This is a genomic window from Mesorhizobium sp. M7A.F.Ca.CA.004.06.1.1, from assembly GCF_003999135.1.
In the GTDB taxonomy this organism is placed as follows: domain Bacteria; phylum Pseudomonadota; class Alphaproteobacteria; order Rhizobiales; family Rhizobiaceae; genus Mesorhizobium.
In genome coordinates, this window is sequence record NZ_RZPQ01000106.1 from 1 (window position 1) to 11536 (window position 11536).

11 protein-coding genes and 1 pseudogene are annotated in these 11536 nt (G+C 64.1%); 9 read left to right on the top strand and 3 right to left on the bottom strand.

The window, feature by feature from the left end; translation table 11 throughout:
- Nucleotides 1-97 precede the first annotated feature (97 nt).
- Nucleotides 98-1177 (bottom strand): substrate-binding domain-containing protein, encoded by a 1080-nt coding sequence (locus EN906_RS09480; RefSeq protein ID WP_127271056.1) that lies wholly within the window; start codon nucleotides 1175-1177, stop codon nucleotides 98-100.
- A 343-nt stretch (nucleotides 1178-1520) separates the two neighbouring features.
- On the opposite strand from EN906_RS09480, the gene EN906_RS09485 reads away from it, so the two are divergent.
- From EN906_RS09485 to EN906_RS09525, 9 genes are all read left to right on the top strand, one after another.
- A complete protein-coding gene (locus tag EN906_RS09485) occupies nucleotides 1521-2171 on the top strand; it encodes an SGNH/GDSL hydrolase family protein (protein ID WP_023809404.1) in 651 nt (216 codons plus the stop codon).
- A 57-nt stretch (nucleotides 2172-2228) separates the two neighbouring features.
- Nucleotides 2229-3323, top strand: a complete 1095-nt coding sequence (locus EN906_RS09490) for an ROK family transcriptional regulator (RefSeq protein WP_127272189.1) — start codon at nucleotides 2229-2231, stop codon at nucleotides 3321-3323.
- A 135-nt stretch (nucleotides 3324-3458) separates the two neighbouring features.
- Nucleotides 3459-4151 carry an XRE family transcriptional regulator gene (locus EN906_RS09495; protein WP_127267132.1) on the top strand — a complete coding sequence of 231 codons (693 nt, stop codon included), beginning with the start codon at nucleotides 3459-3461 and terminating at the stop codon, nucleotides 4149-4151.
- Nucleotides 4152-4154: 3 nt separating this feature from the next.
- A complete protein-coding gene (locus EN906_RS09500; protein ID WP_127267131.1) occupies nucleotides 4155-5234 on the top strand; it encodes an extracellular solute-binding protein in 1080 nt (359 codons plus the stop codon).
- A 24-nt stretch (nucleotides 5235-5258) separates the two neighbouring features.
- Nucleotides 5259-6167, top strand: a complete 909-nt coding sequence (locus EN906_RS09505) for an ABC transporter permease (RefSeq protein WP_127267130.1) — start codon at nucleotides 5259-5261, stop codon at nucleotides 6165-6167.
- Nucleotides 6164-6952: an ABC transporter permease gene (locus EN906_RS09510; RefSeq protein ID WP_127267129.1), complete on the top strand. Its 789-nt coding sequence runs from the start codon at nucleotides 6164-6166 to the stop codon at nucleotides 6950-6952. The genes EN906_RS09505 and EN906_RS09510 overlap by 4 nt, the downstream gene beginning before the upstream one ends.
- Before the next feature lies 1 nt (nucleotide 6953).
- Entirely contained in the window at nucleotides 6954-8063 is a 1110-nt protein-coding gene (locus EN906_RS09515) for an ABC transporter ATP-binding protein (RefSeq protein WP_127267128.1), read from the top strand.
- Between the two features lie 27 nt (nucleotides 8064-8090).
- Entirely contained in the window at nucleotides 8091-9473 is a 1383-nt protein-coding gene (locus EN906_RS09520) for an FAD-binding oxidoreductase (protein WP_127267127.1), read from the top strand.
- A gap of 9 nt (nucleotides 9474-9482) precedes the next feature.
- Nucleotides 9483-9839, top strand: coding sequence for a cupin domain-containing protein (locus EN906_RS09525; RefSeq protein ID WP_127267126.1), 357 nt, complete (start codon nucleotides 9483-9485; stop codon nucleotides 9837-9839).
- Between the two features lie 250 nt (nucleotides 9840-10089).
- On the opposite strand, the gene EN906_RS09530 is transcribed toward EN906_RS09525, so the two are convergent.
- Together EN906_RS09530 and EN906_RS09535 are read right to left on the bottom strand one after the other, a co-directional pair.
- On the bottom strand, nucleotides 10090-10347 hold the full coding sequence (locus tag EN906_RS09530; RefSeq protein ID WP_127267125.1) for a BrnA antitoxin family protein: 258 nt from the start codon (nucleotides 10345-10347) through the stop codon (nucleotides 10090-10092).
- Nucleotides 10348-10442: 95 nt separating this feature from the next.
- Nucleotides 10443-11536, bottom strand: a pseudogene (locus tag EN906_RS09535) (molybdopterin dinucleotide binding domain-containing protein); the annotation flags it as partial.

An 11536-nucleotide genomic window follows, 5' to 3' on the forward strand; every position in this document is an offset into this window, starting at 1 on the left:
CGATAAGATTGGTCACGAAACCCTCGAACGAACCGGATTCGACAGATGGAATGGCCTGCGGGGAATGCTTGTCCACTCCCCGCCAGCCACGGCGCCGTCACTTCTTGCCGTAATATTCCTTGAGCTTGTCTTCTGGCAGTTCGCTCGGCCACCAGACATTGGCGGTGAGGTCGTCGCGATAGTATTTTTTGGCCTTGTCCTGGTCCCATCCGTCGGGATTATAGACATAGCGTTTGTAGAGCTGATTGCCTTCCAGAAGGGCAACGGCGGCGCGCACGCCGGCCGCACCTTGGGCGGGGCTGTATTCCGGCGAGATCGACTTGAACCCGTCCGTGATCCACTGGCCGAAATAGCCATTGTTGCCCTCGCCCGAAATCGGCGGAACGGGCGTGCCGAACTGCTTGAAGACATCGACGCAGGCGCGCGTCATGTCAGCGCCGGACGACCAGATGCCGTCAACCTGTGGGTTGTTCAGATAAAGCGTCTCGCACAGCTTCTTGGCCTTGTCGTACTGCCAGTCACCATGCTCCTCGGCGATGATCTGCACATGCGTGCCTTTAAGTGATTCCAGTAAGCCGTTGTAGCGGTTGGTGTCTTCCGGATGGCCGGCCAGGCCACGCAGGACCCAGATCTTGCCGTTGTCGCCGACGGTCTTGACCAGCCAGTCGCCCATCACCTTGCCGAAATGCTCGGCGCCGCCCTGGATTTCGGTGGTGTAGGCGTCGGAATCGATGCGGCCGGTGTGAAGGATGACCGGGATGCCGGCGGCGACCGCCTTGGCGATGCTGGCATTGGCCGATGTGCTGGTCACCGGCTGAACGATGATCGCGTCGACATGCTGCGCGATCAGGTCCTCGATGTCGGCCACCTGCTTTTTCTGGTCGAAGCCGGCATCGAGCAGGATGAATTTCGAGATGCGCTTGTCCTTGGCCGCGGCGTTCTCCGCCTCATGCGCCACCTGTACTGTCCAGGTGTTGGCGTTGACGCCGAAGTCGCTCATGCCGATGACCCAGGGCGGGTCCTTCTTGAACGCACCGGCCGCGGTCATGCGCGTGTCGTCGGGGCGCGGCGCCACGCCGTCCATCAGCTTGATGTCTTCCGCATGCGCCAGCGACGTCACGGCAAGCGTGGACGCAACGAGCATCCCCAGGCCGACGGTTTTCAGCAATCCTAACATTAAACTCTCCTCCTTGTGGTTGCCCCGGCCTACGAATTCGTATGGCCGGCCGTACGAATGCGTACGGCCATGAGACGCTCTCCCAATGCATGCTCGTTGTCGCAAACCGACCGATGCACGCAATTCTCCCGCCCCCGAACACATGCGTGCCGAAGCCCAATTCCTGCTGGACGATGATGACGGTCGAGAACTCCTCCGGGCACTTTAGAAGCACAGCGGATTCGCCCTGTCAATAGTTAGTCATGTTGAATGACTATTCCCTTGCTTGCCTTTCATCGCTCCTCTATCCATCATGATTGGCGCTCGCCGGCTTCGGCGCGCTGTCAGTCCCGGCGGGAAAAACATGCGATCAGTCTTGTGCTACGGCGACTCCAACACGCACGGCCAGATCCCCGGCAGGGGGCCGCTCGAGCGCTATGGGCCGGGTGAACGCTGGCCGGGGATATTGCGTTCTCAGCTAGGCCCCGACTGGTATGTCATCGAGGAAGGATTGAGCGGCCGCACCACCGTCCACGACGACCCGATCGAGGGCGCCCACAAAAACGGCAGAACCTATCTTCGCCCCTGCCTGCAGAGCCATGCGACGCTCGACCTCGTCATCATCATGCTCGGCACTAACGATTTGAAGATCCGCTTCAACAAGCCGCCGTCGGAAGTGGCGATGGGGATCGGCTGCCTCGTCTACGACATCAAGGAGCTGGCGCCTGGGCCAGGCGGCTCGACGCCCGAGATCATGATCGTGGCCCCGCCGCCGATGCAGGACGACGTCAAGGAATGGAAGTCCATCTTCGCCGGTGCGCCGGAGAAATCGCGCCTGCTCGCGCTCGAGTTCGAGGTTCTGGCGGACTCGCTCGAACTCCACTTTTTCGATGCCGGCTCGGTGGTCTCGTGCAGCGAAGCGGACGGCTTTCACATCGATGCCGAGGCGCACAGATTGCTGGGCACCGCACTTGCCCGCGCGGTCGACGCCATCGGCTGGAGCCGCTCGACATGAGCAACCATACCGCCGCGAGGCAGCGCGCTCTTACCGACGGGGCGACCCTTGCCTGACATGAGGTTCGCACCACCCAATCCATTGCGCATCGCCGATCGTGCGAGCGGGCTGAATGCGTTGAGCGTGCGCAGCTATAATGAGCGGCTGGTGCTGTCGCTGCTGCTTCAGAACGAGGGCATTTCGCGGATGGAAATCGGCGAAAAGACCGGCCTGTCGGCGCAGACGGCCTCGGTCATCGTCCGTTCGCTCGAGCAGGAAGGCCTGGTCTCGCAAGGCGAGGCGCAGCGCGGCCGCGTCGGGCCGCCCACCATCCCGCTTTCACTCAATCCGGAGGGCGCCTATGCGGTTGGCGTCGGCTTCAGCCGCCGCAGGATCGACATCGCGCTCATCGATTTCATCGGCACCGTGCGCTTCCACACGCAATTGCCGGCGGATGAAGCCAATCCCTTTCCGCAAAGCAGCGATCTGTTCGGCGCGATCAGGCAAGCCATGACCAGCCTGCCGGTCGAGGCGCGCAGCCGGGTTGCCGGCATCGGCCTGGCCGTTCCCGACGATGTCGACACGATGGCTGCAACCCGCAACGGATCGAGCACCTCGCTGAAAGCCTTGCAGGGGGAGATCGAGGAACAGATCAAGCTGCCGGTTTTCGTGCAGAACGATATCACCGCGGCAGCCGGCGGCGAGAGCATGTTCGGCGTCGCCAAGCCGCTCAACGACTATTTGTTCTTCTATCTGGGAGCACGGCTGCAGAGTAGGCTCATCCTCAACCACCAGATCTACAAGGGAAACTCCAGCGCCAGCTTCGATCATGGGCTGATGCGCCTGGAGAGCGAACTGACCAAGCGCCGGCGCCCGTCCGAAATCATCTGGAGCAGCAGCCCCGAGTGGCCTGACCTTGGCGAGGCCTACAGCGAATGGCTAGGGGAATGCTCCAACCGCCTGAAAGCCTCTATTTCCGCACTGACCCAGTTTGTCGAATTCAGGACGGTCGTCCTGTCCAGCTACGCGCCGCAGAAGATCGCCAAGGCCTTGTGCGCCGACATCGGCCGGGAATTCCCCGGCATCGAAGCGCTGCCCGCGCGGGTCAGCATCAGCCCGAAGGCCGTCGGCGCGGCAAGCCTGCCATTCAGTTCGCGCTTCATGATCCAGTGATCGAGCCGAACCGGCGTTGCCGGTCGGCCGATTACGGGCTCTCTGCAGGTCCATCGATGATTTTCAAATGACAAGGCGATTCCGCTTGCCAGGACGCCTCACTTAATAGCATGTTAAGTGAACCCTGAGATCGCCATGAAAATCGCTGCGGATCACGCACTCAACGACAATGCCGCAACCAGCGCCGAAGCGCGCCGCTCGACGGTATTGGGCGATCGCATCAAGGCCTATCGCACCACGCGGCGCCTGACGCTGCGCCAGCTCGGCGACATGATCGGCACCACCGCCAGCTTCCTGAGCCAGCTCGAGCGCGGCCTTTCGGGTGCCAACACCAGCACGCTGATGCTGATCGCCAACGCGCTCGGCATCAGCCTCGCCGATCTTTTCGACGAACGCGAGGTGTCGCCGCACGCGGTGCTGACACGGGCCGAACGGCCGGCGCTGCCGACCAGCGAAGGCTACCGCAAGACGCTGCTGTCGCGCCGGCCGATCCGCGAGATGGAAGTCTATTGCGGCGAGTTCGCCGTCGGCGGCTCCACCGGCGACGTGCCCTACACGCATGGCAACGCGAACGAGATGTTCCTCGTGCTGCGCGGACGCGTGCAACTGACGCTCGGCGACGAGAGCTTCACCCTCGAAGAGGGCGACAGCATCGAATATTCGACCTCGACGCCGCACCGGACGATCAATGTCGGCGATACGGTGGCCGAAGTGCTGTGGATCATCGCGCCGCCGACAAGCGGCGCTGTCGACCTCGATCAATATGTAGCCCGGAAAACGCTCGCGCCCGGCCTGCCAAAATCAAACAGCGAGCCATCGGAGGGTTAGAAAATGGGAAGCAGATCAAGATTGGCCGGGCTTGTCGGCGCCGCCGCACTGGCCTTGCTCGCAGCCGCCGCTCACGCGCAGAACGCGCCGCCGGCCGGGACCGTGGTGGACGGGTCGCTGAAGGGCAAGACGCTGACCTTCGTCTCGTATGGCGGCATCTACCAGGACGGCCAGGTTGCCGCGCTTAAGGAATTCGTCGACAAGAGCGGCGTCAAGCTGCTGAACGACGGACCGACCGAAATCGCCAAGCTCCAGGCGCAGGTCGAATCAGGCAATGTGACCTGGGATGTCGTCGACACGGATGATTTTCCGCCCTTCGTGCATTGCGGCAAACTGTTCCAGAAGCTCGACCTGACCAAGCTCGATATCTCGCACATCCCGCCCGGACAGGTCGGCGAGTGCAGCGTGCCGGCGATGAATTACGGCATGGTCCTGATGTACAAGAACGACACGTACAAGGACAATCCGCCAAAGGACTGGAAGGATTTCTTCGACACCGCGAAATTCCCCGGCACCCGCGCCATCGACGGCAGCGGCAGCCCGCTCGGCGGCTTGATCGAACAGGCCATCCTGGCCGACGGCGGCAAGGTCGACGCCATGACGCCGGCCGACATCGACAAGGGCATCGCCAAGATCAAGGCGATCGGCCCCGACACGATCTTCTGGAAGACCGGCGCCGAATCCCAGCAGCTCGCCGAGTCCGGCGAGGCCGACATGATCATCATGTGGACCGGCCGCGCCATGACGGCAGTCAAGAATGGCGCTGCCTATACGCCGGTGTGGAAGGACTGGCTGGTCGTCATGGATCAGCTGACCATCCCGGTCGGCGCCAAGGACCCCGATGCCTCCTACGCGCTGATCAACGCCTATCTCGGCAAGAAGTCGCAGGAGATCCTGACCGAGCAGACCTCCTACTCGCCGATCAACAACGAGGCACAGCCAAAGGTCGACGCGTCCGTCGCCGCCTTCCTGACCAACACGCCGGACCACGCCAAGCTCGGCTATCAGCAGAACATCAAGTTCTGGGTCGCCAACTTCGCCGCTGCGTCCGACAAGTGGACGGCGCTGATGGCCGGCAACTGAGCCGGCTACCACTGAGGTGACGGCGTGAGCCAGACATCGCATACGCCGACGGCCGGGGGTGATTATCCCCGGCCGTCAGGTGCCGTGCAGGGGCCGCAGCGGCGCCTGCGCCTTGCCGCCTATCCGTCGCTGCTGGCGATGCCGGCCCTGCTCCTGCTTATCGCGGCTATGGGCTATCCCTTGCTGACCGTCACGCTGCGCAGTTTTTCGGACCCGGCCTGGGGCCTGCAGAACTACGTCTGGTTCTTCTCCACGCCGGTGAACGTCACCGTCCTGTGGCGCACCTTTTCCATCGCCGCCTGGGTCACCATCGTCTGCGTCATCGCCGCCTATCCCTATGCCTATCTCATGACGGCGGTCGGGCCGCGCCTGCGGCTGGTCCTCATCCTGTGCGTGCTGGTGCCGTTCTGGGTCAGCGGCGTGGTGCGCACCCTGGCCTGGGTCATCCTTTTGCAGGATTCCGGCATCATCAATTCGGTCATCAGGCTGCTCGGCTTTGACGGCGTGAAGCTGATCCGCACGCAGACCGGAGTCGTCATCGGCATGGCGCAGGTGTTGCTGCCGTTCATGATCCTGCCGCTCTATTCTGTCATGCGCGGCATCGATTTGCGCCTCGTGCAGGCGGCGCGCAGCCTCGGCGCGCGGCCCGCACGTGCCTTCCTGCAGATCTATCTGCCGCTGTCGCTGCCAGGCGTCTTCGCCGGCGCCATCATCGTCTTCATCCTGTCGCTCGGCTTCTACATCACCCCTGCCCTGCTCGGCGGCCCGCGCAGCACCATGCTGTCGACGCTGGTGCAGAGCCAGGTGCTCAGCCTGCTCAACTGGGGACGCGGCGGCGCCATGGGGGTCGTCCTGCTGGGCGCGACCTTCGTGCTTCTGGCGCTCGCCGCACCGCTGATGCGCCAGCGCCACAAGCAGGCGGCCAGATCATGAGGCTGGCCCCCTTCCGCATCCTGCTCGGCCTGTTCTGCCTGCTGGTCGCCGTGTGGCTGGTCATGCCGACGCTGGTCATCATCCCGATGTCGTTCAACGAGAAGAAGTCGTTGGCCTTCCCACCCTCCGGTTTCTCCTGGCAGTGGTACGCGAATTTCTTCACCAATCCCGATTGGCTGTCGAGCTTCTTCAATTCGCTGAGGGTCGCGGGCCTCGTCGCCGTTGCCGCCACGCTGATCGGCACGCTGGCGTCGCTTGGCCTCAGCCGCATGAAACATTCCGGCGCCGGCCTGCTGCGCGCTATCCTGATCACGCCGATGATCGTGCCCGGCGTGGTGCTGGCGATCGGCATCTATGCCGTTTACCTCGACTACCAGCTTGTCGGCACCACCACCGGCTTCGTCATCGCGCACACGATGCTGGCGATCCCCTTCGTCATCATCGCCGTATCGGCAAGCCTCGAAGTCTTCGACGTGCGGCTGGAAACGGCGGCGGCCAGCCTCGGCGCCAACCGCTTCACCACATTCCGCACCGTGACCTTGCCGCTGATCGCGCCCGGTATCCTGTCCGGGCTTTTGTTTGCCTTCGTCACCTCCTTCGATGAAATCATCGTCGCGCTGTTCATCACCAGTCCCTACCTCAAGACCTTGCCGGTGCAGATCTTCACCAGCATCACCCGCGACGCCGACCCGACGGTGACGGCCGTCGGAACCATCATCTTCATTGCCACGACGCTGATCATCAGCGCCGGGCTGATCATCAGCTCGAAATCGACGAGGAGTTGAGATGACTGCGAGGGAACGTGGCGCGGCCATCGACATCAAGGGCGCAACCAAGCGTTACGGCAATTTCACCGCGCTCGATGATGTCAGCCTGCATATCGAGCCGGGCGAGTTCATGACGCTGCTGGGGCCCAGCGGCTCCGGCAAGACGACCACGCTCAACGTCGTTGCGGGCTTCACCGACCTCACCGCAGGCGATCTTGCCGTCGGCGGCAAGAGCATCGTCGCCCTGCCGGCGCACAAGCGCAACATCGGCGTCGTCTTCCAGCACTACGCGCTGTTTCCGCACATGACGGTCGGCAAGAACGTCGCCTATCCCCTCACCTTGCGCGGCATGGACAAGCAGGCGCGCGACCGTCTCGTTGTACGAGCACTGGACATGGTCAAGATGGCCGATTTCGCGCATCGCTATCCCTCCGAACTTTCCGGCGGCCAGCAGCAGCGCGTGGCGCTGGCGCGTGCCATCGTCTTCGATCCGCCGCTGCTGTTGATGGACGAACCGCTCGGCGCGCTCGACAAGAAACTGCGCGAATGGCTGCAGCTGGAGATCAAGCGGATCCACCGCGAACTCGGCACCACCTTCGTCTATGTGACGCACGACCAGGAAGAAGCGCTGGTGCTCTCCGACCGCATCGCTGTGTTCAATCAGGGCCGCATCGAACAGGTCGGAACCGGCCGCCAGCTCTACGACGAGCCGACGACCTTGTTCGTGGCCAAGTTCATCGGCGAATCGACCAGTTTGCGCGGCGAGGCCCAGGCGTCCGGAGACCAGACCAGCCTGACGATCGCCGGCCAGAAGATCGTGGCCTACGGCAAGCTCGCCGGCGGCCGCAAACCGGTGGTCCTGCTGCGGCCGGAGAAGCTGTCGCTTGCCGGCACCAACACGCCTCCCGCCGCCGGGCAGAACAGCCTCACTGGTGAGGTCAGCGAAGCGATCTATCTGGGGTCGGGTTCGAAATACCAGGTGACGCTTCGCGACGGCTCGGTCGCCATCGTGCGCTCGTCGCTGGAAGCCACACCGTTCTCGATTGGTGACACGGTCGATCTGCGCTGGTCCGTCGTCGATGCAAAACTTCTTGCCGACGACGACCGCGCCGACATGACGATGACCTGACCGCTTTTCCCCGCAGGATTTTTAGACATGGACGCCAAAGTCAACGGCAACGTCTCGTTCTGGTATGCCGACATCGGCCTGCCGGCCTACCGCGCGCCGCTTCCAGGTGATCTCGAAGCCGATGTCTGCATCGTCGGCGCCGGCTACACCGGCTTGTGGACGGCTTATTACCTGAAGAAGGCCGATCCTTCGATCCGCATCGCCATCGTCGAGAGGGAGTTCGCCGGCTTCGGCGCGTCGGGCCGAAATGGCGGCTGGCTGTCCGGCGGCTTCAGCTGGTCGCGCGAAAAATATCTGCAGACCTCGACGCGCGGCGCCGTCATCGACATGGAAACCGCCATGCATGGCACGGTCGACGAAGTGATCGCGGTGACCGAGACCGAAGGCATCGATGCCGACATCCGCCGGGTCGACAATCTGACGGTCGCCACCAACCCGCCGCAGCTCGAACGGATCAAGGCCGCCTATGCCGATGCGATCGGCTGGAGCGTGCCGAGCGAGCGTGTCGGCCTGATCGGTCAGGAAGAGGCCAGAGCCCGCATCAACATCAGAAATGTGCTTGGCGGCTATATCCACCACGGCACCGCGCGCGTGCAGCCGGCCAAGCTGGTGCGCGGCCTGTCCGAAGCCGTCGAACGCATTGGCGTGCCGATCTACGAGCAGACCACCGTGACCGGCATCGAGAAGGGCAAGGTCACGACGAGCCGCGGCACCGTGCGCGCGCCAATCATCATTCGTGCCACGGAAGGGTTCACGGCCGGCATACCAGGCAATGAGCGGCTCTGGCTGCCGCTCAACAGCGCGCAGATCATCACCGAGCCGCTGCCGCAATCGCTATGGGACGAGATCGGCTGGGAGGGCCATGAGCTTCTCGGCGACGCCGCGCACGCCTATTGCTATGCACAGCGCACCAGGGAAGGCCGCATCACCATGGGCGGACGCGGCGTGCCCTACCGCTACGGCTCGCAGACCGACGTGCGCGGCCAGACGCAGCAGGCGACGATCGAAAGCCTGCACGCGATCCTCATCCGCCTTCTGCCACAGACAGCCAAGCTTCGCATCGACCACGCCTGGTGCGGCGTGCTGGGCGTGCCCCGCGACTGGTGCACGACGGCCGGTCTCGACCCTGAGACCGGCATCGGCTGGGCCGGCGGCTATGTCGGGCTCGGCGTATCCAGTTCCAACCTGTCGGGCCGCACGCTGCGCGATCTCATCCTGCGGCGCGACACTGAGCTGACCCGCCTGCCCTGGGTCAACCGCCAGGTCAGCAAGTGGGAGCCCGAGCCGATGCGCTGGCTCGGTGTCCACTCGATGTATCAGCTCTACCGCGTCGCCGACGAACGCGAGGAGGCCGGCCTCCAGCACACGTCGAAACTCGCCGCAATCGCCGATCGCATCACAGGACATTAAGAGACTGCCATGACCGATTTCCAGACCTTCGCCCATCTCGCCTCGATCGATCTCGGCGAGCCCGAGCCCAAGCCGACCTCGATCAGCGGCAATCAGTTCGAAGCAGCGAAGACGCTGTGGACCTCGCCCGACGGCACGTTGGAAGTCGGCGTCTGGGAGTGCACGCCGGGCCGCTTCACCGCATCGCGCGACAGCAATTCCGAAACGTGCCACATCGTGTCAGGCCGGGTCTCGCTGCATGGTCCCGATGGCCGCAGCAAGGACGTCGGCCCGGGCGAAATGCTGGTGCTGCCGAAAGGGTGGAAAGGCGAATGGACGATCCACGAGAAGACGCGCAAGCTCTATATCCTGCACTTCGAGGCGTGAGCCGACGTCCGCTTTGGCTGAAGCCTCCCCAACTTCGTCATCCTAGGGCGAAGCAGGAGCGAAGCTCCGTCGCGGAGACCCTGGGATCCATTCCGTGACAGCCATCGAGGAATGCAGCGGAACAGAATTCTGCACCGCTGCAGCGCTTTGAGGTCGCGGCATGTATCCCTTGGGCTGCGGAGCAGCTCCAGGGGTCTGCGCCGCGTCGCTACGCTCCTTGCTCCGCCCGTGGATGACGAAGCGATGGGCGCTACTCGTCGCCCAAACCGCCGGCCGTCGGCTTGCCTTCTATCGCCTGCCGCAAGGCGTCGTTGATGCGGTCCTGCCAGCCCGGCCCATCCTCCTGGAAGTGGTCCAGCACGGCGCGGTCGATCCGGATCGAAACAAGCTCCCTGACGCCTGGAGCGGCGGAGGGCTCACGAACCGGCGCGGCCGGCTTCTTCACCGGCTTGAAAGCCGCTTCGGCGGCCGCCATCGGATTTGTCGGTCGGCGCGGGGGATTTGCCATTGGGATGACCCTGACTGAAGGCGATTCGTGCGCAGCACGCTTACGCCACCATAGCCCAACCAGCGCCGTCGCGCAGGCCCCTTTGGTCGGGACAATCACTCGGCTGCTTGAAGACTTTGCGCGTCGATGATGACCCTGATCTCCGCGCGGCAGGAGCCGCAATTCGTACCGGCATGCAGGGCCGCGCCGATCCCCGCGACGCTGCCGCAGCCGCGGCGCACCGCTTCGGCGATCTGGTTGGCGCCGACGCCGAAGCAGGAGCAGACAATGGCGCCGCGATCGACGTCGACCCCGCCCGGCCGTCCGGCCACGATCGCCAGCCTTCCGCGCCGGTCGACATGATCGGCACTTAACTGTTCCGCCGCCCAGCCGCGCGACACGGCGACCGGGCCGGGCGCGACGAACAAGGCGCCTGACAGTTGATCGCCGTCGAAGGCGGCGATGCGATGCTGGCCGGCGTCGCAGTCATGATAGGCGAGCATTTCCGCACCCGGTGACGCGCCGAACAGTGACCCGGCAAAGCCGGCCCAGTCGATGTCGTCTTCGGCAAAGGCAAGCTCGACCCGCCAGCCGCCCTTGCATTTGGCCACGGCCCAATAGGCCGCGGCATCGGGCGACGGCCTATGCCGCGTCACCGCAAAGCCGAAGGCTTTTGCGGCGAATTTCTCGATGCGGGCGGCGACATGTTTCAGCGCCGGCTGGCCGGAAATGGGATCGGTCAGCGGCGCGGTCAGCGTGTCGAGCCGGCCCTTTGCCGAGAACTGATCGGTCCAGTGCATCGGCGCAAACAGGCTGCCCTGGCGCTGGCGTATCGTCACCAGCGCGCGCACCAGCACGTCACCGCGCGGGCTGGAAACGCGCACGATGTCGGCGTCACCGATGCCGAAGCGCTGCGCATCCACCGGGTGGATCTCGACGAATGGCTCGGCGATGTGCTGCGAAAGCCGCGGGCTTTTGCCGGTCCGCGTCATGGTGTGCCAATGGTCGCGGATACGGCCGGTGTTGAGGATCAGCGGATAGTCGGGACTGGTGCGGACTTCCGTGGTCGGGCGGATGGCGATGAAGCGCGCCTTTCGATCGGGTGTGTAGAAATTGCCGTCGGCGAAGAAGCGAACCTGGAGCCCAGTCGTGCCGACCCCTTCTGGCCTGCCGGCCACTGGAACGGCTCAAGCGTTGCGTAGGTCTCGCC

Bases quoted from the DNA above. Each gene is read 5' to 3' on its own strand.
- EN906_RS09480 (WP_127271056.1), bottom strand. From the start codon at position 1,177: ATGTTAGGATTGCTGAAAACCGTCGGCCTGGGGATGCTCGTTGCGTCC.
- EN906_RS09485 (WP_023809404.1), top strand. From the start codon at position 1,521: ATGCGATCAGTCTTGTGCTACGGCGACTCCAACACGCACGGCCAGATC.
- EN906_RS09490 (WP_127272189.1), top strand. From the start codon at position 2,229: ATGAGGTTCGCACCACCCAATCCATTGCGCATCGCCGATCGTGCGAGC.
- EN906_RS09495 (WP_127267132.1), top strand. From the start codon at position 3,459: ATGAAAATCGCTGCGGATCACGCACTCAACGACAATGCCGCAACCAGC.
- EN906_RS09500 (WP_127267131.1), top strand. From the start codon at position 4,155: ATGGGAAGCAGATCAAGATTGGCCGGGCTTGTCGGCGCCGCCGCACTG.
- EN906_RS09510 (WP_127267129.1), top strand. From the start codon at position 6,164: ATGAGGCTGGCCCCCTTCCGCATCCTGCTCGGCCTGTTCTGCCTGCTG.
- EN906_RS09515 (WP_127267128.1), top strand. From the start codon at position 6,954: ATGACTGCGAGGGAACGTGGCGCGGCCATCGACATCAAGGGCGCAACC.
- EN906_RS09520 (WP_127267127.1), top strand. From the start codon at position 8,091: ATGGACGCCAAAGTCAACGGCAACGTCTCGTTCTGGTATGCCGACATC.
- EN906_RS09525 (WP_127267126.1), top strand. From the start codon at position 9,483: ATGACCGATTTCCAGACCTTCGCCCATCTCGCCTCGATCGATCTCGGC.
- EN906_RS09530 (WP_127267125.1), bottom strand. From the start codon at position 10,347: ATGGCAAATCCCCCGCGCCGACCGACAAATCCGATGGCGGCCGCCGAA.